Source organism: Aurantiacibacter luteus (genome assembly GCF_001010945.1).
GTDB lineage: Bacteria > Pseudomonadota > Alphaproteobacteria > Sphingomonadales > Sphingomonadaceae > Alteraurantiacibacter > Alteraurantiacibacter luteus.
Genome location: NZ_LBHB01000001.1, coordinates 612,005 through 632,427, shown reverse-complemented (window position 1 = coordinate 632,427; position 20,423 = coordinate 612,005). Strand labels below are relative to the sequence as shown.

17 protein-coding genes are annotated in these 20,423 nt (G+C 68.9%); 5 read left to right on the top strand and 12 right to left on the bottom strand.

Going from position 1 to position 20,423, the window contains the following annotated elements; translation table 11 throughout:
• Nucleotides 1–5 precede the first annotated feature (5 nt).
• Complete coding sequence (locus AAW00_RS03045; protein ID WP_052761735.1) at nucleotides 6–641, bottom strand: class I SAM-dependent methyltransferase; 636 nt, start codon at nucleotides 639–641, stop codon at nucleotides 6–8.
• 183 nt (nucleotides 642–824) lie between these two features.
• On the opposite strand from AAW00_RS03045, the gene AAW00_RS03040 reads away from it, so the two are divergent.
• Entirely contained in the window at nucleotides 825–1,583 is a 759-nt protein-coding gene (locus tag AAW00_RS03040) for a nucleotidyltransferase family protein (RefSeq protein ID WP_047002826.1), read from the top strand.
• Complete coding sequence (locus AAW00_RS03035; protein ID WP_047002825.1) at nucleotides 1,580–2,743, top strand: hypothetical protein; 1,164 nt, start codon at nucleotides 1,580–1,582, stop codon at nucleotides 2,741–2,743. The genes AAW00_RS03040 and AAW00_RS03035 overlap by 4 nt, the downstream gene beginning before the upstream one ends.
• Here the strand turns inward: AAW00_RS03035 and AAW00_RS03030 are convergent.
• A complete protein-coding gene (locus AAW00_RS03030) occupies nucleotides 2,733–3,389 on the bottom strand; it encodes an HAD family hydrolase (protein WP_047002824.1) in 657 nt (218 codons plus the stop codon). The two genes, AAW00_RS03035 and AAW00_RS03030, sit on opposite strands and share 11 nt — an antisense overlap.
• Nucleotides 3,390–3,550: 161 nt before the next feature.
• Between AAW00_RS03030 and AAW00_RS03025 the strand changes: the two genes are divergently transcribed.
• From AAW00_RS03025 to zapE, 3 genes are all read left to right on the top strand, one after another.
• Nucleotides 3,551–5,650 carry a TonB-dependent receptor plug domain-containing protein gene (locus AAW00_RS03025; RefSeq protein WP_047002823.1) on the top strand — a complete coding sequence of 700 codons (2,100 nt, stop codon included), beginning with the start codon at nucleotides 3,551–3,553 and terminating at the stop codon, nucleotides 5,648–5,650.
• Between the two features lie 94 nt (nucleotides 5,651–5,744).
• A complete protein-coding gene (locus AAW00_RS03020) occupies nucleotides 5,745–6,527 on the top strand; it encodes a succinate dehydrogenase iron-sulfur subunit (RefSeq protein ID WP_047002822.1) in 783 nt (260 codons plus the stop codon).
• A complete protein-coding gene (zapE, locus tag AAW00_RS03015; protein WP_047003491.1) occupies nucleotides 6,524–7,633 on the top strand; it encodes a cell division protein ZapE in 1,110 nt (369 codons plus the stop codon). The genes AAW00_RS03020 and zapE overlap by 4 nt, the downstream gene beginning before the upstream one ends.
• Here the strand turns inward: zapE and AAW00_RS03010 are convergent.
• Genes AAW00_RS03010 through AAW00_RS02965 form a run of 10 tightly spaced genes read right to left on the bottom strand, consistent with a single transcriptional unit; the run spans nucleotide 7,630 to nucleotide 20,406 of the window.
• The gene (locus AAW00_RS03010; RefSeq protein WP_047002821.1) at nucleotides 7,630–9,525 is read right to left on the bottom strand and encodes an XrtA/PEP-CTERM system amidotransferase; all 1,896 of its coding nucleotides are present in this window, start codon (nucleotides 9,523–9,525) and stop codon (nucleotides 7,630–7,632) included. The two genes, zapE and AAW00_RS03010, sit on opposite strands and share 4 nt — an antisense overlap.
• A 10-nt stretch (nucleotides 9,526–9,535) precedes the next feature.
• Nucleotides 9,536–11,092 (bottom strand): exosortase A, encoded by a 1,557-nt coding sequence (xrtA, locus tag AAW00_RS03005; RefSeq protein WP_047002820.1) that lies wholly within the window; start codon nucleotides 11,090–11,092, stop codon nucleotides 9,536–9,538.
• Nucleotides 11,082–12,320, bottom strand: coding sequence for a TIGR03087 family PEP-CTERM/XrtA system glycosyltransferase (locus tag AAW00_RS03000; protein ID WP_047002819.1), 1,239 nt, complete (start codon nucleotides 12,318–12,320; stop codon nucleotides 11,082–11,084). The genes xrtA and AAW00_RS03000 overlap by 11 nt, the downstream gene beginning before the upstream one ends.
• Nucleotides 12,317–13,375 (bottom strand): FemAB family XrtA/PEP-CTERM system-associated protein, encoded by a 1,059-nt coding sequence (locus AAW00_RS02995; protein WP_047002818.1) that lies wholly within the window; start codon nucleotides 13,373–13,375, stop codon nucleotides 12,317–12,319. The genes AAW00_RS03000 and AAW00_RS02995 overlap by 4 nt, the downstream gene beginning before the upstream one ends.
• On the bottom strand, nucleotides 13,372–14,289 hold the full coding sequence (locus AAW00_RS02990; RefSeq protein WP_420911615.1) for an XrtA system polysaccharide deacetylase: 918 nt from the start codon (nucleotides 14,287–14,289) through the stop codon (nucleotides 13,372–13,374). The genes AAW00_RS02995 and AAW00_RS02990 overlap by 4 nt, the downstream gene beginning before the upstream one ends.
• A 14-nt stretch (nucleotides 14,290–14,303) precedes the next feature.
• On the bottom strand, nucleotides 14,304–15,461 hold the full coding sequence (locus AAW00_RS02985) for an XrtA/PEP-CTERM system-associated ATPase (protein WP_047002817.1): 1,158 nt from the start codon (nucleotides 15,459–15,461) through the stop codon (nucleotides 14,304–14,306).
• A 23-nt stretch (nucleotides 15,462–15,484) separates the two neighbouring features.
• Entirely contained in the window at nucleotides 15,485–17,140 is a 1,656-nt protein-coding gene (locus AAW00_RS02980) for a hypothetical protein (protein ID WP_047002816.1), read from the bottom strand.
• A gap of 4 nt (nucleotides 17,141–17,144) precedes the next feature.
• Nucleotides 17,145–18,215 (bottom strand): P-loop NTPase, encoded by a 1,071-nt coding sequence (locus tag AAW00_RS02975; protein ID WP_047002815.1) that lies wholly within the window; start codon nucleotides 18,213–18,215, stop codon nucleotides 17,145–17,147.
• Between the two features lie 10 nt (nucleotides 18,216–18,225).
• On the bottom strand, nucleotides 18,226–19,746 hold the full coding sequence (locus AAW00_RS02970; RefSeq protein WP_047002814.1) for an XrtA system polysaccharide chain length determinant: 1,521 nt from the start codon (nucleotides 19,744–19,746) through the stop codon (nucleotides 18,226–18,228).
• 15 nt (nucleotides 19,747–19,761) lie between these two features.
• Entirely contained in the window at nucleotides 19,762–20,406 is a 645-nt protein-coding gene (locus tag AAW00_RS02965; protein ID WP_047002813.1) for an XrtA/PEP-CTERM system exopolysaccharide export protein, read from the bottom strand.
• Between the last annotated feature and the right edge of the window lie 17 nt (nucleotides 20,407–20,423).

Here is a 20,423-nt window from a genome sequence, read left to right as displayed (position 1 = left end):
CGCTTTCAGGCCCCGGCGCGCCGCGCCGTGCCCCATTCCATCCAGCCCGCCCATTTCGGGGCCTGCTCGAAGTAGCCGCGCCCGATCGGTTCGACCTCGAACCCGGCGGCGCGGATGGCTCCGCCGATCTCCCGCGTGAGATGGCAGTTGCCCGCAAGGCGCTTCCACACCGGCTCGATCCGTCGCTGCCACTTCGCCGGAACGGGATCGGGGGCACGGCCATGTTCCAGGAACAGCAGGCGCCCGCCCGGCTTGAGCACCCGGCGCACTTCCGACAGCACGCGCGGTGCATCGTCCACCGAACAGAGCGTATAAGTGCAAACCACCGTGTCGAATGCGCCGTCGTGAAAGGGGATGGCCTCACCCTTCCCTTCCCGGATATCGACCTCCCACCCCTTGTCGGCGGCAGACTTGCGCGCGGCTTCGAGGAGGGCGCCATTCGGATCTATGCCGGAAAAGCTGCAGATCGCCGATTCATCGTAGAGCGGCTGGTTGTAGCCGCCGCCGCAGCCGATCTCGAACACCGCTCCGCGCGCCAGCGGCACGACTTCGCGGCGCAATCGCGCAACCTCCTCGGTCCCGCAGCCGGCTGCCACGACCTTGGGAACGATTGTCTCGTCGTACCAGTGTCGCAAACCCATCCAGCTCACTCACTTCCCGCTTGCCGGACAGAATGCCTGCGAGCGGGATATTTGCAAATGCTAATACGCTCCGGTTGCGCCCCGGCGGGCATCGGCATAGGGACGCGCTCTCGCATATCGCCGGCGCCCTGCCCCGGCGAAGTGCGGCGAACGCTGGCAGGCTAACGCAGGGACGAGGGCTTCATGGTAGATGCGCTGGTGCTCGCCGGAAGCAGGCCCGGGCCCGACCCCATCCGCGATGCCTACGGCGTGCCGACCAAGGCGCTGATCCCGGTTGGCGGCACCCCAATGCTAGCCCGCGTGCTGACCTCCCTGCGCGCCGCGCCCGAGATCGCCCGGCTCATCGTGGTGAGCCAGGATCCCGCGCTGCTGGAGCCACTGGTGGCCGAGGTTGACGCGGCCGAACAGCGGCTATCGCGCGCCAGCATTGCTGCGACCTTGCGCGAGATTCTGCACGACCACCCTGCGCCGCTGCTCGTCACCACCGCCGACAACGTGCTGCTCGACGAGGCGATACTTACCGAATTCCTCGCCGCCGCTTCGGATGTCGACGTGGCCGTGGGCGTGGTCGAGCAAAGGACCTTTGTCGCCGCCGGCCATTCTGGCAAGCGGACTTGGCTGCCCTTTCGCGGCGGGCGCTATTCAGGCGCCAACCTCTTCATGCTCGGCGGGCCGCAGGTGCTACCGCTGGTCGAGGCATGGGCGCGGGTCGAACAGGCGCGCAAGAAGTCGCGCGCCGTCCTCTCGTTGTTCGGCCTGCCGCTGTTGCTCGGCGCGCTGCTGCGCGTGATGACGCTGCAGGGGTTCGCACGCCGCGCTGCCGCCCGGTTCGGGCTGATCGCGCGCGTGGTCGTACTTTCACAGGGCCACGCCTGCATCGATGCCGATACGCCGCAGGATATCGCGGCGATCGAGGCGCTTCTGGCGCGGCTGATGCCATGAAACGCGTCCTGTTCCTGTTCAACCACGATGCAGCGCACCAGGTCGCGCACCTGGCGGGCGTGGCCGGTGCAATGATCCGCACGCATCCGGACGTCCGCACGGTCATCGCCTTCGCCACCCCTGCCCTGCGCGCACAGGTCGAGCGGCATCTTTTGCCTGCCGAAGTGTCCGCCGCCGAATGGCATGAGCTTCTTCTTCCGCCCGTCCGCCGGTGGCTACTGGACAAGCTCGATCGCCTTCTTCCCGCGAGCCGGTTGGCACGGCTGCACAACAACGTCGCGCTGTTCGCGGGCGTGGACATGGTCGTCTCCACCGAACGCACCTGCCTGCGCCTGAAGCGCCACTTCGCCCAAGGAGAAGGCCCGGCCTTTGCCAAGATCCCCCACGGCGCGGGCGATCGCAGCGTGGCCTGGCACCCCGACTATCGCCGTTTCGACCTGTCGCTGGTCGCCGGGCGCAAGGTCGTCGACCAGCTTGTCGGCGCAGGCGTGGAGCGAGAGCGCCTGCGCATCGTCGGTTATCCCAAGTTCGACACCGTCGCCGAGGCCGCCCCCGCCCGCCTGTTCGACAACGACCGGCCGACTTTCGTCTACAATCCGCACTTCGACCCGCACCTTTCCAGCTGGTACGATGCCGGGCCGGATCTGCTGCGGTGGTTCGCCACGAAAGGCGCGGATCGCTTCAACCTTGTCTTTGCGCCGCACGTCATGCTGTTCCGCAAACGCTGGCACGTTTCGCCCGAATACCGCGTCGCCCGTCGGCGGCCCGACGTTCCGCCCGAGGCGCTGGCAGCGCCGAACGTACACGTGGACGTCGCAGGGCCGGCCCTGTTCGACATGACCTATACGCGCGGCGGCGACGCCTACATCGGCGACGTGTCGAGCCAGATCTACGAGTTCCTCCAGCGCCCGCGCCCGGCGTTCTTCCTCGATTGCCGCCGACGCGAACGAGACGGGGACGTGGGCGACCTGGAAAGCTGGCAGGCGGGCCCGGTGAGCAAGAACGTGCAGGATCTTACGGCCCTGCTTCACGATTGGCAGGCCATCGGCGAGCGGTATCGTGCCGCACAGGAGGTGATCTTCGCGCACACCATCGACATCGGCGAGCGGCCCGCGGTCGAACGCGCGGCGGATGCCATCGCCGACTGGGTCAGCGCCTGAAGTCCACCACCCGCCATCCGCGCCGCTCGATCTCGGCGACGCGGCGTGCCGACGGGTTCACGAACCAGCCCTCGTCCGCCCAGTCCAGCAATGGCGCATCGGCGCGGCTGTCGCTGACGACACGGACTCGCAGCCCCTCGCGCGCCAGACCCTCATCCGCAAGCCACGCCTGTACCCGCGCCAGCTTGACCGGGCCGTAGCAGTTGCCTCCGGGGATGCCTTCGCCGTCCCAGTGCGTGCCGACGACCTCATGGATGCCGAGCCTCATTGCGATGGGCCGGGCGTAAAAGGCAAAGGCAGCGGTAGCGACGATCACGCGCCGCCCCGCGGCCAGGTCTTCGGCAACGGCTCGCTGCGCCCTTGGCAGGAAACCCCGCGAGACCGCGAAGCTTTCCGCCACCTGCGCCAGTTCTGCAGGCCCGCGTCGTCCGGCCATCAGGCGCATCCCGAACGTCTTGAGCGCCGTGCGCTGCCAGAGCCCGACCTTGTGTCCGATCATGGCCATCACCCAAATCGGCAGAAACGGCAAGCGCCACGGTGCCACCGTCCGAGCAGCGTGGAGGAGGAATGGCGTGAACGTCGCGCGCCGCGTCAGTGTCTCGTCCAGGTCATAGACGACGAGATCGGGCGCGAGCGGTTGGTCCATCGCCTGCCGCCATGTCCCCGCGCAAGGCACCTGTCCAGACGCGGGCGATGCGACAAGCAGTTGGTCGCCACTGAAACGACATTGGTGGATTAGCGCTACAAGACACCGCCGCCCCGCTGCACACGCCCCACGGGACTACAAGTGTAGGCAAAGGTTGGGGCATGATTTCTCGAAATAATTTGTGGCCGGGCGTGGCCGTGCTCGCGCTGTGCGCAGCGCCCGCGGCCGCACAGGAAGCGCCGACCGGAGACGCGCCGCCGCCCGATCCCACGATCGTCGAGACACCGGCGGAGGGCGGCGAGGCCCGCGTCTACACGCCCGCCGACTTCGTCCGCTACGCCCCGCGCAACGCGCTCGACATGCTCGCACAGGTCCCCGGCTTCAACATCCAGGGCAGCGCCGAGCGCCGCGGGCTCGGCACGGCGACGGGCAACGTGCTGTTCAACGGCTCGCGCTCCTCCAACAAGTCGGAGGACGTGGGCACGCTGCTGCAGCGCATCCCGGCCGACATCGTCGAACGGATCGAGATCGTCGACGGGGCCACGCTCGACATTCCCGGCCTGACCGGACAGGTCGCCAATATCGTCTATCGCTCGGACGACTTTTCCGGCCAATTCTCCTGGCAGCCAGAATTTCGCACCAATTACACCGATCCAAACCTCTACTCGGGCGCGGTGTCCGTTTCCGGTCGCTCGGGCGAAGTGTCCTACGAACTGGGGCTGAGCAACCAGCAGTCCGGCCGCTCGGGCGCCGGCGGCACCACGCTGATCTACGACGGCACAGGCGCGCTGGTGGACACCCGCGAGGAGGTCTTCACCAGCGACTACGATTCGCCGCGCCTGTCGGCCAGCCTCAACTGGGATCCGGCAGGCTCTGTCGAGGCCAATCTCAACGGCCAGTACCAGCGCATCTATTCCCGCTTCCGCGAGGACGGCACGCGCCTGCCCATCGGCGGAAGCGAGGAATATCGCAGCATCCGCCAGCGCGGCGACCAGTGGAACTACGAACTTGGCGGCGACATCGCCTTCGACCTCGGCCCGGGCCGGTTCAAGGCCATCGGGCTAAGACGCTTCAGCCACGAGCCGTCCACCACCACCGTCATCACCGAGTTTGCCGACGGCTCTGACCCGCTGGGCGACCGTTTCGCGCAGACGGGCGACCTCGGCGAGACGATCGGACGCGGCGAATACACCTGGCAGATGCTCGGCGGCGACTGGCAGCTGGCGGGCGAGGCGGCCTTCAATACGCTCGACAATGTGGCCAGCCTGTTCGTCCTCGACCAGGGCGGCGAATTTGTCGAGGTGCCCTTTCCCGGCTCCAGCGGCGGGGTGAGCGAGGACCGTTACGAGGGCTCGCTCAGCTTCGGGCGGCCGATCGCGTCGAACCTCTCGTTCCAGTTGATCGCCGGGGCGGAATATTCGACCATCTCGCAGACCGGCCCGGGCGGGCTGACGCGGAGTTTCCTGCGACCCAAGGGCTCGCTCAACCTCTCGTGGCGGCCGGGCGACGGGTGGGACGCTTCGATCAGCCTGCAGCGGCGCGTGGACCAGCTCTCGTTCTACGATTTCCTCGCCCGCGCCAACCTCGGCGACAACAACCAGAACGCTCAGAACGTCGAGCTGCGCCCGCGGCAGGACTGGACGATCGACGGGCAGGTGGGCCGCTCGCTGGGCGCGTGGGGCAACACCCGCCTGCGCTTCATCTACCGCGACGTGCAGGATTTGGTCGACATCGTGCCGGTCGCGGGCGGAGAGGCGCGCGGCAACATCGACAGCTCATGGGCGGCGGCGGTGATCTCGGAGAGCACGGTCAATTTCGACCCGCTCGGCGCGCGCGGGCTGAAGCTGGATGCGACAGTGATCCTCCAGACCTCCGAACTGACCGATCCCTTCACCGGCGAAAGGCGCCAATGGAGCGGATTTGCCACGCGGCGCGTGTTCGCCACCCTGCGCCACGACATTCCGGACAGCGACTGGGCCTGGCAGTTGCAGGCCAACCACGAATACACCCAGCCCAGCTTCCGCAGCAACCAGGTCGACCGGCAGTACGAGGGTCCGTGGTTCCTCACCGCGGTGGTGGAGAACAAGGACGTGTTCGGGCTGACCGTCGCCGCCGGCGTCGCCAACCTGCTCGGCGCCCGCAGCTACCGCGACCGCACGGTCTACGCCGGGCTGCGGACCGAGGCGCCGGTCCTGTTCGTGGAAGAGCGCGACCGGCTGATCGGGCCGATCTTCGTGTTCTCGGTGCGCGGGGACTTCTGACCGCACGCGCATCGGCGCATGGTCCCTTGTGCCGTCTTGCGCTCCCCGCCCGCATGGGTAGAGAGGGCGCAAACCGCGCATCGGGACAATCGTCATGGCCACCTTCACCCTCCCCAAGAACAGCCGCATCCGCAAGGACGGCAAGGTCCACAAGGCCGACGGCGCGGCGCGGGTGAAAACCTTTCGCATCTACCGCTACGATCCCGACAGTGGGCAGAACCCCAGCTACGACACCTTCGAGCTCGACCTCGACGCCACCGGGCCGATGGTGCTCGACGCGCTGATCCGCATCAAGAACGAGATCGACCCGACGCTGACCTTTCGCCGCTCCTGCCGTGAGGGCATCTGCGGCAGCTGTTCGATGAACATGAACGGCAAGAACGGCCTCGCGTGCACCACCGCGATCGAGGACCTGCCGGGCGAGATCCGCATCACGCCGCTGCCGCACATGGAGGTGATCAAGGACCTCGTTCCCGACTTCACCCACTTTTACGCCCAGTACGCCAGTATCCGCCCGTGGTTGCAGACGGTTTCCACCACGCCCAGCGGCAAGGAGCGCCTGCAATCGCCCGAGCAGCGCGAGAAGCTGGACGGCCTCTACGAGTGCATCCTGTGCGCCTGCTGCTCAACCGCCTGCCCCAGCTATTGGTGGAACAGCGACAAGTTCCTCGGCCCCGCCATCCTGCTGCAGGCCTACCGCTGGCTGGCCGACAGCCGCGACGAGATGACGGGCGAGCGGCTCGATGCGTTGGAGGACCCGTTCCGCCTCTATCGCTGCCACACCATCATGAACTGCGCCAACGTGTGCCCCAAGGGCCTCAGCCCCGCGCGCGCGATTGCCGAGATCAAGAAGATGGAAGCGGAGCGCGCCATCTGAGCGGACTGCTCGCCGCCTACGAGAAGCTGATAGCGTCCGGCGAACTGCGCGCCGACCCGGACCAGCGCCGGGCGGCGGAGCGGCTGGACGCCTTGCAGCGCGAGCTGGAAGCGGACGCCCCCGGCGGCTTGCTCGGGCGCTTGTTCGGCAAGGAGGCCAGGCCTGCGCGCGGGGTCTACATGTGGGGCGGCGTGGGGCGCGGGAAGTCCATGCTGATGGACCTGTTCGTCCAGACCCTCGCCATCCCCGACAAGCGCCGCGTGCACTTCCACGCCTTCATGCTCGAGGTCGACGCCCTGCTGCGCGAGGAGCGCGAGGCCGAGACCGAGGGCCCGGTGCGGCGGGTCGCGAAGCGGCTGGCGGCGGACCTGCGCTGCCTCGCCTTCGACGAGATGGTGGTCACCAACACCGCCGACGCCGCCATCATGGCACGGCTGTTCACCGCGCTTATGGTGGACGAGGGCGTGACCGTCGTCGCGACCAGCAATCGCCCGCCGTGCGACTTGTACAAGGATGGGCTTAACCGCTCGCTGTTCGTGCCCTTCATCGAGCTGGTCGAGCGGGAGATGGACACGGTGCCGCTGAACGGCCCGACCGACTACCGGCTCGACCGGCTCGGCGATCTCGACACCTGGCACACGCCGTTGGGCGACGACGCCACGGCCAAGGTGCGCGAGGCCTTCTTCCGCCTCACCGACTATGCGCCCGAAGATGCCGCCAACGTGCCGAGTTGCGAACTCGACCTAGGAGGTGGACGCGCGCTACACGTTCCCAAGTGCCTGAAGGGCGTTGCCGTCTTCAGTTTCAAGCGGCTGTGCGGAGAGAACCGCGGGGCGGCGGATTACCTCGCGATCGCCCGCGCCTTTCACACCGTCATCCTCGTCGGCGTGCCGCGCATGGGGCCGGAGAACCGCAACGAGGCCCTGCGCTTCACCAAGCTGATCGACGCGCTGTACGAGGCGCGGGTCAAGCTTTTCGTCACCGCAGAGGTGGAGCCGGCTGCGCTCTATGAAGCGGGCGACGGTGCCTTCGAGTTCGAGCGCACGGTCAGCCGTCTCGAGGAAATGCAGAGCGCCGATTACATGGCGCTGGGCCATTCCGGCTAGGCAATCCCCAGCCGCGCCAGCGAGCGGTCGAGCATCAGCAATTGCCACAGCAGCCGCGAATGGTCGGAGCGCCCGGCGATGTGCGCTTCCGCCAGCTCCGCCACCCGCGCATTGTCGAACCAGCCCGTGCGCGCCAACATGGCGCTGCTGGCAATGCCGCGCGCCTTGCCCGCCAGGGGCCCGCGAAACCAGTCGGCAATGGGCGTAACGAAACCCTGCTTGGGCCGATAGAGGATGTCGCGCGGCAGGTAGCGCTCCATCGCTTTCTTCAGCACCCACTTGCCCTGCCCACGGCGCACGCGCAGGCCTTCGGGCAGCGTGGCGGCGAATTCGATGAGGCGGTGGTCGAGCAGCGGCTCGCGCGCTTCCAGGCTGACGGCCATGCTGGTGCGGTCGACCTTGGTCAGAATGTCGCCCGGCAGCCAGAATGCGAGGTCGGCATATTGCGCGGCATCGAGGCCGGAGCGCGCAGGGGCCCGGTGCATCAAAGCCTCCAGCACATGTTCGGCGCGATACTCGCCCACGCCCGCACGAAGGTCCGGCGAGTAGAGCCCGAGCCGAAGTTCCGGCGGCACCACGGACAGCGCCCGCGCATAGCCCGCCGCGCCCGATCCGGCGAGCGTTTGCAGCGTCGTCTTGGCGCGCAGGGGACGCGGTGCCCAGTCAAGCTTGGGAAAGGCCTCGCCCAGCGGCCCCAACACCTTGTGCCGCACCGCATGGGGGATGAGGCCGCGCACCCGCTCCTCGTGCGCGTGAAAGACCTGTCGGCGATACCCGGCAAAGGCCTCGTCCGCCCCGTCCCCAGAGAGTGCCACGGTCACGTGCTCGCGCGCCAGCTGCGCGACGCGCCAGGTCGGGAGCGCACTGGCGTCGGCGAAGGGCTCGTCGAACATGCCCGCGACCGTATCGATGGCCTCGAACTGGTCGGCCTTAACCGTGCGGGCGTGGTGGTCGGTGTTGAAGCGCCGCGCCACCTCCTCGGCGTAGGAGGTCTCATCCGCGCTGGCGACGTCGAAGCCGATGGAGCAGGTGGATACCCGCTTGCGGCTCGCCTCGGCCATGAAGGCGACCACGCTGGAGCTGTCGACTCCGCCCGAAAGGAAAGCGCCGAGCGGCACGTCGGCCACCATCCGGCTTTCCACCGCCTGCTTGAGGTGGTGCAGCAGTTCGGCCTCGATGTCGCGCGCCTTGCCCTTGTGCCGCTGTGTGAAGTCGACGTCCCAGTAGCGGCGCGGCCGTGGCACGGGGCTATCGTGCTTCAGCAGCAAGGTATGGCCTGCGGGCAGCTTGGTCACGCCGCGCAGGATCGAGCGGTGATCGGGGACGTAGCCCCAGGTCATGTAGTCTTCCACCGCCAGCGGATCGACCTCGCGCCGCAGCAGGGGGTGGGCGAGCAGGCCCTTGAGTTCCGAGGCGAAGGCCAGCGCGCCATCGGACAACTCGGCCAGAAACAGCGGCTTCACCCCGAGCCGGTCGCGCGCGAGGAACAGCGTGCGATCCCGCCGGTCGTAGAGCGCGAAGGCGAACATGCCGTTGAGGTGCGACACGCAGTCCTCGCCCCACCGCTCCCAGGCGGCCAGGATAACCTCGGTGTCGCCGTCGGTGCGAAACTGCGCGCCGCTTTCCTCCAGCTCGCGCCGCAGTTCGCGGAAATTGTAGATCTCGCCGTTGAAGACGATGGTGCAGCGCCCGTCGCCCGAGTGCATGGGTTGCGGCGAGCCGGCGAGGTCGATGATCGAGAGGCGGCGATGGCCTAGCCCCACACCCGGCGCACTCCATACGCCCGAGCCGTCCGGCCCGCGGTGGGCGAGAACATCGCACATGCGCTGCACCCGCGCCGGATCGACCGGCTTGATGGTGCCCGTATGGAATAATCCCGCGATGCCGCACATGGCGCGCTGCCTAGCCGGGCCCGCCCGCGCGGTCCATCCATTCGCCGATGTCGCCCGTCGCGCGGCGGAAATCGGCGACGGCGACGACGGGATCCTGCCCGGCGCGCTCCTCGGCGGAGAGGATGAGCATGGCGGTCGGCTCGGCGCGCAGCAGCAGGTGGTCGCGCATGGTGAGAAGCTTGAGATGCATCACGCTCGTCCCGCTCCACTCGCCCGTACGGAACCAGGTCTCGGCAACGCGGCGATGCTCGCCGAGCGCTTGCAGGCGTTCACCGGCGACATCGTCGGCGGCGCGCGTGGGCGAGTGCCAGCGCCACTCGCTGTCCGACGGCAGGGCGCCTTCCCCGAAGGCTCCCGCCTCGCGCCCCTCGGCCTGCGCTGCATAGAGCGCGAAGGCCACGTCGACGACCCGCCCCTCGGCGTCGCGGTAGCTGCCGTAGAGGCGATGGTCGGCCCCGCCCGCGCGCGGTTGCCACGGCCAGGCGGGTGCGGCTGCAACGCGCATCCACCCCGGCACCTCAGGCAGGTCGATGCGCGCAGGCATTGGCGCCTCCAGCGCGTGGACGCGGGCGGACCAGGCGAGCGTCGCCAGTGCCAGCGCGAGCAGCGCGGCAAAGGCCGGCCACCCCTTCGCGTTCCAGCGCTCCAGCGGGTTGAGCCAGCGCGCGCGGTCAATGGCCGCGCCATCGATGAAAGGCTCGTTCACGGCCCGGTCGAAGAAACGGAACGCGAGGCCCATCAGCATCGCCATCACCAGTGCAAAGAAGATCCACCCGTAGAACACGTGGTCGAACCCCGCGGCGAACTCGATCCCCTGCGACTGCGCGATGAAGATCGTGCCCCAGGCGCGCACGCCGTTGGCGAGCACCGGCAGCACCACGGCCACGGCCATGAACACCGCGCGCCTGCGCCACGAGCGGAAACAGACGTGGGCGACCAGCGTGCCGAGCGCGATCATGGCGATCAGGAACTTCACCCCCGAGCATGCCTCTGCCACCTCGAACATCCCGGCGGGGGTGTCGATGAACACGCCCTCGATCTCTGCCGGCACGCCGCTCGCGTGGGTCAGGGCGATGGTGATTTCGGCGGTGACGGTCTGGAGTGCGGGCACGATCTCCTCCCCCACGGGTACGAGGAAGAGGCTGTAGGCGAGCGGGAAGACCAGCGCCCATGCCACCCGCGGGCCCAGCAGCGTGAGCACGACGGTGGGCAGCATGGCGACCGCGCCCAGCTGGCTGGCCGTGGCGAGCCCCGACGCATCGCCCAGCAGCCAGACGAATAGCGCGCCCGCGAACGGCACCAGCCCCGGCCACCAGGCTTGCGGCGTCAGTTTCGCCAGCTCCTCCGCGCGCTGCCACACCAGCCAGGCGAGGATCGCGGGCACGACAAGGACGTGGTTGTAGGTCGAGATGTTCCACCACTGCGAGGCCATCGCGGCCCAGTCCGCCGCGAACAGCGCCAACAGCGCGGCCCAGGCCAGCGCGAGGCGTAGCAGCGGAGCGCGCCAGTGCGCGGCGATCAGCTCGGCGAGCGGTGCGCGGGTGGGCGCAAGTGCGTCAAGCCGCATCCCGCTTCGCTCCTGCTCCCGCCCCCGCTTGAGCGAAGCCGAGCAGCACGGGCAGGTCCGCAGTGGTCGCCTGCCAGCCCATGTTGCCGAGCACGAAGGCGCGGGCGTTGCGGGCAATGTCCTCGCGCTCGGCCGGGCGTGCGAGCAGGTGGAGCGCGATCGTCACGAAGGCGGCATCGCTCTCGGCCACCACCCAGTCGCGGCCGTGCCGGGCATCGATGCCGTTCGCGGCCTCGCGGCTGGCGATCACGCAGCGCGCCATGGCCATGGCCTCCAGCACCTTGTTCTGCACTCCGCGCGCGATGGTCAGCGGGGCGACGACCATGGTCGCTCCGGCCAGGAACGGCCGAACGTCGGGGACCGCGCCCCAGACGGTTACGCCCGATTGCTCGCGCAGGGCCAGCACCTCGGCGGTCGGAGCGCGGCCAACGATGTGGAACTGCGCATCGGCGTGGCTCTTGCGGATGCGCGGCAGGATGGCCGTGGCGAAGCGTGCGACGGCGGCTACGTTGGGGGCGTAGTCCATCTGTCCGGTAAAGACGAAATGCGGGCCGCCCTCCGTCAGCTCGGCACGCGGTTCGACAATGGAAGGATCGTAGGCGCCGCAATCGATACCGTTGGCGAGCGGCACGATGGTATGCTCGCGCCCCACGCGGCTTCGCAGCAGTTCGGCCTCGGCCTCGCTGACGAGCAACGTGGCGGCGGCGCGACTGGCGAGCCCGGCCTCGACCTGTCGCAGCAGCCGTGCCTCGCGCGCGTCGATCCATCCGCGCGGCCCGCTGCGTTCGAGCGCATAGGCCTCGAACTTGGCCGAATCGACGTCAACCAGGTCGACGACTAGGCGGCCGGCAAAGCCCCTGGGCACGAATTGTCCCATCTGGCCGGAAAAGACGTAGATCGCGGCGATATCCCGCGTCGCCAGCGTGTGCTCCACCCAGCGCGCCAGCTCGGGCGAGCGAAAGGCCGAGAGGCTGACCGGCTCGCGCCGCACCAGCGCTTCCATCCCGGCGAGGCTGACGGGCTTGGTCCGGCGCGGCATGCAGTAGCTGGCGGCGATGGCGGCGAGCTCGTGCTCGTGCTCAAAATCCTCGGCGCTGTCGGACAGGCAGCCGACATGCACGGGCGCGATGGCGGCGAGCGCCTTTAGCAGGTGATGCGAACGGATCTTGTCGCCGCGATCGGGCGGAAATGGCAGGCGGTGTGCCAGGAACAGGATTTCGCCGCTCATCCCAGCCCCCGCGCGATCAGCGGGCCGAGGCGGTTGGCCAAGGGCAGCGGCAGGCGTTTCCACAGCGCGATGCGCGATTGGTGGCGCTCGCTGGTAGGGTCGGCATCGCGCGCCTCGTGCCCCGGCGCGGTCCAGCTGGCGTAGGAGAGCGGCTGCGCCTCGAATCCCCAGTTCTTCTTGAACGCCGCCGCCCCGCTGCCGGCCTTGCTGCGGCCGAAATCGAAGCGGTCGCAGCCCCGGCGGCGGGCGTGGAGCATCAGCTCGTAATACATCCGGTCGTTGGCGCGCAGCGCGCGAGCCGCGTGGGTGCCGCCGCCCCAATAGGGCATGACCGCGCCTTCGTGGTAAAGCGAAAGGACGCTCGCGACCGGCTCGCCCCGATGGCACACGGTGAGGATGTCGGCCTCGAGCGTATCCAGCACCGCGTCGAACAGCGACCGAGGGAAGACCGGGGTGCCGAGGTTGCGCACGCTTGTCGCGTAGATGGCGTAATGGGCAGCCCGGTCCTCCGGCGCGGTGCCGGTGGCGACTTCCAGCTCGGCGGCCAAACCCTTGCGAACCTCGGCGCGCTGCTTGCGCGGCACCGCGAGGAGCTGCGCCTCGACGTCGGCGGCAAGAGGCTGGACGAAGCCGCAGTGGCTGTCGGTGCGGACTGCCCAGCCCTCGCCCGCGGCAGGTCCGCGCAATTCGATGGTCGGACACGAGAGACGCAGCGCCAGCTCCTGCGCAGCGCGGCACAGCCCCCGTGTCGTCGCCGCGTCTTGCGCCAGCACCCCGCCCTCGACGGCGAACCCGCTGGAGGCGAGCATCCGGCCGAACACCGGCGAGTGCATCTCGGTCAGCGGCAGCCAGCCGGTCACTTCGGCCCCCCGCTCCGCCAGCAGCCCCGTCGCGCGCTGGCCGGTGCCGCGCTCGACCGCCAGCAGCCAGGCCGGGCGATGGAACACCGTTCCCCCGTTGGCAGCCACGAAGCCCTCGATCCGCGCCGCCTCGTCGGGCTGGTGCAGTTCGGCGATGCGGAAGGTCTCGCGAGTGGGGGCGAAGGGCGCGTTCACGCCCTCCTCGCCTCGGGCCTCGCCGCCTTTTCCGCCGCCAGTCGCGCCGCCTCGCGGTGCGCGATCACGTCGATGCGGCCCCACGCGAATTCATCGATCAGCTGGCGCAGCTTGCCCGCCATCCGCTCGAGATTGGTGTAGTGCCGAAGCCGCGAGCGGATCGGCGCGCCCGCCACGCGCGGCTGACCGGGGTCGATTTCCCACGGGTGGAAATAGAAGATTGCCGGGCGCCCCTCGCTGCGGTTGACCTGGCGAATGGCCCAGCGGCTGAAGGCATAGGGCAGCACGCGGAAAAACCCGCCGCCGCCCGCCGCGAGCCGACGCCCACGAAATTCGGCGGTCGTCACCGGCAGCTCGACGAGGTCGTGCCAAGGGAGCGGGTTGAAGGCGAAGCGCGGTGCCTCGGCCCAGCCGTAATGGTCGTGCGCGACGGGCGCGACGCTGCTGGAATAAAGATAGCCCTGCGCCGCCAGCTCCTGGAAAGCCCAAGGCGTGCGCTGGTCGATGGAGAAGCTGGGCGCGCGGTAGCCGATGACCCGCACGCCGCAGCAGTCCTCAATAGTCTTGCGCGTACGTTCGATGTCCGCGCCGAAGCTGGCTCGGTCCATGCGGAACACGCGCTCGTGATCCCAACCATGACTGGCGACCTCGTGCCCGCGAGCGGCGATTTCGCGAAGCAGGCCGCCGTGGCGCTCGGCAACCCAGCCCAGCGTGAAAAAGGTCGCGCTGGCACCGGCCTCGTCGAACAGGTCGAGGATGGCATTGACGTTGCGCTCCACCCGGTCGTCGAGCGCGCCCCACTGATCGCGCTCGATGACGTCCTCGAAGGCGCCGACCTGAAACCAGTCCTCGACGTCGACCGAGAGGCCGTTGACGATGGCGGCGCTCGTCGGAAGGGATTGCAGTGCGTTCACGACCCGGCCGTCCTTCAGGCGGCGACCTTGCCGGTGTCGATTTCGCTCTCGATCCAGTCGATGAGCATGGTCAGCGTCTGGCGGATCGAGCGCTCCTGCTCGAAGCAGCGCGCCTCGATGCGCAGGACCTGGGCGCGCATGGCCTCGATCTCGGGGCGCACGGCGCTCGCCATCGCTTCGTCGGCCTGCGTCGACAGCTCGACGATGGCCTGCTGCAGCTCGGCGATCTGTGCGTCGCGCTCGGCGAGCGCGGCCTCGAACTGTTCCATGTCCACGCGCGGCACGGATGGCATGGCCTTGACCGGCTCGAATTCGGGCGCCTTGGTCTGCAACGCGCTGGGCGCGGCTTCGGGGAAGGCGCGTTCGGCCTCCATCTCGGCCAGCACCGATTGCAGCATGGCGGCGTCGATGCGGCTGCGCTCTTCCACCGCGCCAAGCAGCAGCAGACGGTTGGCGATTTGGTTCACGCGGCGCGGAATGCCGCCCGAGGCCTCGTAGAGCTCGGCAAACACGCGCATATCGAACGACGGGTTGCCGTCCCAGCCGACCTTTTGCAGGCGGTGGATGATGTAGGGCTCGATCTCGCTCTTCTGCATCGGCTCGAGGTGGTGCGCGGCGATCACGCGCTGGCGCAGCTGCTCGAGGCCGGGATCGGCCTGCAGCGTGACGCGGAACTCCGGCTGGCCGAGCAGAAGGGTCTGCAGCAGCGGGTGGTTGCCTAGCTGGAAGTTCGACAGCATCCGCAGCTCTTCCAGCGCGGCGACCGAGAGGTTCTGCGATTCGTCGACCACCAGCAGGCAGCGTCGCCCTTCGCGCGCTTCCTCGTGCAGGAAGCTCTCGATCTCGGTGAGCGCGGTGGCCTTGTCGTGGCCCTCGATATCGAGGCCGAAGGCGCCGGCTACGACGTGTACGATCTCCTCCTCGTTCAGCTTGCTGGTCACGATTTGCGCGACCGTCACCGCCGAGGTGTCGAGGCTCTGCATCATGTGCGCGACCAGCGTGGACTTGCCCGCGCCCACCTCGCCGGTGATGACGATGAAGCCCTCGCCCTGCGCGAGGCCGTAGCCGAGGTAGCTGAGCGCCTTGCGGTGCGTGATCGAGCGGAAGTAGAAATCCGGATCGGGCGTCAGCTGGAAGGGTTTTCCGGTAAGGCCGTAGAAATTGTCGAACATGGGGACTGTCTCCTTTGGTCCCGTCAGAAGGTGTAGCGCAGGCCGAAAAGCGCGGAGGCTCCGGCGTAGTCGGGAAGGTTGTCGCGGCTGACCCCGTCGAGGCCGATGGCGGCGGTGGCGCTCAGGTGCTCCAGGAAGGTGCGGTTGTAGGCGGCGACAAGGCTGTAGCCGAGCGACTGTCCGCCGCCCCCAGTTCCCGCATCGAAGCCGCTGTCGAACAGGTTGGCGGAGCCCGCGACGGACACCTGAGAAATCCGGTCGAGCTGGCGCGAAGCGAAGGCGGCGAGCCAGTAGTTCTCGTCGATCACGCCATCGGCAGCGGCGAGCACGGTGCCCGGCGCGGCGATGAAGCTGCGCCGGTCGTAACCCGCGCCAACGCCATAGGACGTGCGACCCGAACTGGCGCCGTAGCTGATCGCCACGCCGCGGCTGCGGAACACCGACGAGCGGATCGAGCCGAGCCGCGCCAGTGCGCAGCCATTGTCTTCGGTCGCCGCGACGCAGCCGCCGAGCTGGCCGGTGATCGGATTGCGGAAGGCCTCAAAATCGGTGCCCAGTTCTTCGAGCGCGCCGACCACCTGCCCGCCGAAACTCTCCAGCCCAGAATAGACCGCCACGTTCAGCGCCGAGCGGGCATTGGGCGAATAGGTCAGCGAGCCGTAGTAGTTGGTCGAGCCATAGCGGCGGCCGATGGTGGCCGTGGCGCTGGTGCGGCGGCTGGGCCGCCACATCACGCCGACGTCGTAGATCAGGCCGTCGGTCTCGTACGCGATGCGGCGCGGGGCGTTGCCGTCGGTGACGTAACGTCCGTCCGCGCCGATGACCGGGTTGCCGGCAATGTCGCGCACGGCATCGCGGCTGGAAACTTCGACATCCTCGTATCCCGCGCCGCCGACCACGGCGAGCGTCGGCGATACGGGCACGGTCACGTCGGCCCGCACGTAGCGGTCGTCGATGCGCTGATCGAGGTTGGAGACGTCCTGCCGGTTCCAGCCAGCCCCCACGCCCACGCCGACGGGCAGGACCCGGTCGGGCGCGATGCCGGCGCGCACGGCGGCGTTCTGGGTCACGGCCTCGTCGAACACGTCGACCGGTGCTGCACCTGGCGCGGTGGCCACGACATCGGGCGAATCCACGCGGGTATAGCCGATCCGGTAGGCTCCGGTGACTTCCGCCGGACCTGCTTCGGTCGCAAAGGCCGGGCCGGCGTAGGCAGCGAGCACCTGGCTGGTCGAGCCGTCGTCACCGCCAAAGCCGCCGACGCTGCTCGCGCCGTTGCCGTCGACGCGGGTGCGCGCGGCGAGACCGCCTGCCTCCAGCGTCAGCTGCGGCCCGGCCAGCGCGACGGAGGCGCGGGCGATGCCGGACACGGTATCGGTATCGGCAACGTCGTCGTCGTAGCCGATGCGCCGTTCGTAGCGCAGCGAGGCCGAGCCGCCGCTGTAGCGTCCGGCGAAGGAGGCATCGACGCCCGCCGCCACGCGCGAATAGGTGACCACGTCGTTGTCGGGCGACAGCTCGGCGGTCACGACCTGCGCGGCCTCGATGTAGGGCTGCACCTCCACGCTGCGGGAGGTGGCGCGCCGGCTGTCCTCGCCGTTCTCGCCCCTCTCCTGTGCAAGGGCAGGCACGGCGGGCAGGGTCGCGAGGATCAAGGCGATGGTGAACGTCGCACGCATGGCGTTACATCTCCTGCCCGTAATAGGCGCCGAAACGGCGGCCGCTGGGCGTGAAGTGGGCTGCGTTCAGCAGCAGCTTGAGATCGGGGCAGCTGGACAGCAGTGTCAGCGCATCTTCCAGCGCGCTTTGCCCGGTGCGGTCAGCACGGGCGACGACCAGCGCTTGGCCGACATGATTCGCCAGTTCCGCCGCGGGTGAGGCGGCGAGTGCGGGCGAGCTGTCGAAGATGATGATACGTCCGGGCGCGGCGCGGGTCAGCCGGTCGAGCACCTCGGCAGTGCGGTCGCTGGCGAGAAATTCGCTGTCCGACGTGGTGTGGTTGCCCGCGGGAAGCACGTAGAGCCCGGCGATGTCGGTCGCCATGACGCAGTCCTCGACCTTGAGATCCGGGCGCGCCAGCACGTCCATGAAGCCGGGGCCGCGCGGCAGGCCGAGCATCGAGAGGATCGAGGGCTTGGCGAAGTCGGCATCGACCAGCAGCACCTCGCTGTCCTTTTCCGCCGCCATCGCCAGTGCGAGGTTGGCGGCGCAATAGCTCTTGCCCTCACCCGGCAGCGGCGAGCAGACGAGCACGCGCTGGGCGAGCTTGCCCGAACCCGCCTCGCGCGCCTTGCGCACCGAGGCGAGCACCTGCCGCTTGACGATGCGAAACTCCTCCAACAGCCCGGTGACATGGGCTTCCGGCTGGATCAGTCCGTGCGCGGCCAGCGCGGCGCGGTCGACATGGTGCACCTCGCCGGAAAAATGCACGTCTTCGTAGACCGGCTCGGGCACGGGTGCCGCGACTTGCGGTGCGGGCGCCGCCGACTGCTGCGGAACCGGCGCGGCCTGCTGCTCGCGTTCGAGCACGGCCTGCGCGCGGGCCTTGGCCTGCTGCCGTTCCAGTACCTCCAGCACTTCGGGCGCGGCCTTGGGGCGGCGCTTCACGATGCGGCGGTTGACCGGCTGCGCCAATTCGCGCGGCACGGGCGCGGTGGCGAATTCGCTGTTGCTGCCGAAAGAGCCATCGGCACGCTCGAACAGCGTTTTGCGAGCGGGAGATTGCGGCGGAGTAATCTTGCGGTGTTCGGTCATCGCCTGCTCCTCACGCCACGCCGCCGCGCTGGACGAATTCGACGCCCAGCAGCACCACGAACAGCACCGCCAGCCCCCCGGCCCCGGCGGCGAAATAGCGCAAACGCTGGCGGCGAAGCGCGCGTCCGGCGTCGGTGAACGTGTGGGTGATCGTGCCCACGACCGGCAGGCCGAAGGTCCGCTCCAGCTGGCCGGCGGTGGCAAAGGTGGAGCCCAGCTTGCTCAGCGCATAAGCCGTGCCCACGCCCGCGCCCGCGCCGAGCACCAGTACGCCGAATAGCAGCAGCGGCCGGTTGGGAGCGGCGGGCTTGCGCGGTGTGGTCGGCGGATCGACGACCTCGAAGCTGATGGCGCTGCGCTCGTTCTCCACCTGCCCGCGTAGGCGCAGTTCCTCGCGGTCCTGCAGGAGCTTGTCGTACTGCTCGCGCAGCACGTCGTAGTCGCGGCTGATGCGGGTCGCCTCGGCGGCGGCACCGGGCTCGCGCGCCTGGCTGGCGTTGATCGAGGCAATCTCGGCATTGAGCGCGGCGGCGCGCGACTGCAGCGACTGCACGTTGCTCTGGCGCTCGACGCGCATGGCCTGGAGCGAGCTGTAGGTGGGGTTCGGCGTGCTCGAGGCACCCCCGCCCCCGCCGCCGCCCTGCGCCCGCAAGGCCTCCACGGTGCGCCGCGCGGCGGCCATGTCGGGGTGGGATTCGGTCAAGCCGCGGGCACGCATCCCGGCGAGGTTTGCTTCGGCCTGCGCGAGCGCGGGATTGCCGCCGCCACCGCCGCCGACGCTCAGCGTGCGCGGCGTTCCGGCCAGCTGGCCGTCGAGCGAGGCGAGCGCGCTCTGCGCGGCGGCGAGATCGGCCTCCACGCTGCGCAGTTCGCTGCGGGTGGCGGACATCTGCGAGGCGATGGCCTGCGCGCCGCCGACAAGATCGGGGTTCTGCGATTCGAAGGCAAGGCGGCGTTCCTCGGCGGCCTGCAATTCCTGCTCGCGCTGAGCCAGCTGGGCGTCGAGAAACTCGAGCGATTCCTCCATGTCCCCGCGCGCGCCGCCCAGATTCTGTTCGCGGAAGATGTCGATCATGCGCTGGGCGATGGCCTGCGCCAGCTCGGCGTTCTCGCCGTCGGACAGTTCGCTGCGGCCGCTCTTCGCAGTGATCTCGAAGATGTTCTCGCCCTCGGAAACGACGGTCACGTCCTTGGCGAGGCGGGCGATGGCCGTTTCCAACTCGGTGTCGGAGGTGACTGTATCGCCGATGCGCGTGGAGCGCACGACCGTTTCCAGGTTGACCGAGCTTACCAGCGTCTGGCGGATGCGGTCGATGTCGCGGCTGCGGGCGTTGGCGGCGATCCCGATCTGCTCGGCCAGCACGTCGTCGAGCTGCACGAAGATGCGCGTCTCGCTTTCGTAGGTGTTGGGGATGAAGGCCACCACCACCCAGCCCAGCAGGGCGACGCCCCAGGCGATGCCCAGCGCCAGCCAACGGCGGTTCCAGACCGCCCAGGCTCCGGCCCGCAATTCCTCGAGAAGCTGGTTCACGCTGCCATCGCCCCCTTAGAACATGCTTTCGGGGATGATGATGACGTCGCCAGGCATCAGCATGACGTTGGCGTCGCTGTCGCCGCGGCGCAGCAGGTCGGCGAGGCGCACGGTATATTCGCGCTGCTCGCCGCTCTGGCGGTCGAAGCGGATCAGGGTGGAGCGGTTGCCCGCCGCGTATTCGGAAAGACCGCCGACCGCAATCATCGCGTCGAGCAGCGTCATGTTGGCGCGGTACGGGATGCTGGCAGGCTCTGCCGTCGCGCCGACGATGCGGATCTGCTGGCTGAAGGTGCCGGCGAACTCGTTGACGATCACCGTGACGATAGGCTCCTCGATATACTGCGAGAGCTGCAGGCGAATGTCCTCGGCCAGCATCGTCGGCGTCTTGCCCACGGCGGGCATGTCGCTGACGAGCGGCGTGGTGATGCGCCCGTCGGGACGCACCTGCACCTCGGCACCCAGCTCGTCGTTGCGCCAGACGTGGATGGTCAGCTTGTCGAGCGGCCCGATGACGTATTCCTCGCCCGGCCCCTCCTGCATGGAAACGAAGCGCGCGGGCTCCAGCTCGGGGCCGGAGCCGCCCGTCGCACAGGCGGAGAGCGCCAGCCCGAGGGCGATGGTGGAAAGCAGGGTCTTGCCCGGCACTGTGATACGCATCGAATGCGTCCTTCGCG

Coding starts and splice junctions, on each gene's coding strand:
- AAW00_RS03025 (WP_047002823.1), top strand. CDS start 3,551: ATGATTTCTCGAAATAATTTGTGGCCGGGCGTGGCCGTGCTCGCGCTG.
- AAW00_RS03020 (WP_047002822.1), top strand. CDS start 5,745: ATGGCCACCTTCACCCTCCCCAAGAACAGCCGCATCCGCAAGGACGGC.
- AAW00_RS02975 (WP_047002815.1), bottom strand. CDS start 18,215: ATGACCGAACACCGCAAGATTACTCCGCCGCAATCTCCCGCTCGCAAA.
- AAW00_RS02980 (WP_047002816.1), bottom strand. CDS start 17,140: ATGCGTGCGACGTTCACCATCGCCTTGATCCTCGCGACCCTGCCCGCC.
- AAW00_RS03045 (WP_052761735.1), bottom strand. CDS start 641: ATGGGTTTGCGACACTGGTACGACGAGACAATCGTTCCCAAGGTCGTG.
- xrtA (WP_047002820.1), bottom strand. CDS start 11,092: ATGCGGCTTGACGCACTTGCGCCCACCCGCGCACCGCTCGCCGAGCTG.
- AAW00_RS03035 (WP_047002825.1), top strand. CDS start 1,580: ATGAAACGCGTCCTGTTCCTGTTCAACCACGATGCAGCGCACCAGGTC.
- AAW00_RS03010 (WP_047002821.1), bottom strand. CDS start 9,525: ATGTGCGGCATCGCGGGATTATTCCATACGGGCACCATCAAGCCGGTC.
- AAW00_RS02985 (WP_047002817.1), bottom strand. CDS start 15,461: ATGTTCGACAATTTCTACGGCCTTACCGGAAAACCCTTCCAGCTGACG.
- AAW00_RS02965 (WP_047002813.1), bottom strand. CDS start 20,406: ATGCGTATCACAGTGCCGGGCAAGACCCTGCTTTCCACCATCGCCCTC.
- AAW00_RS03000 (WP_047002819.1), bottom strand. CDS start 12,320: ATGAGCGGCGAAATCCTGTTCCTGGCACACCGCCTGCCATTTCCGCCC.
- AAW00_RS03040 (WP_047002826.1), top strand. CDS start 825: ATGGTAGATGCGCTGGTGCTCGCCGGAAGCAGGCCCGGGCCCGACCCC.
- AAW00_RS03030 (WP_047002824.1), bottom strand. CDS start 3,389: ATGGACCAACCGCTCGCGCCCGATCTCGTCGTCTATGACCTGGACGAG.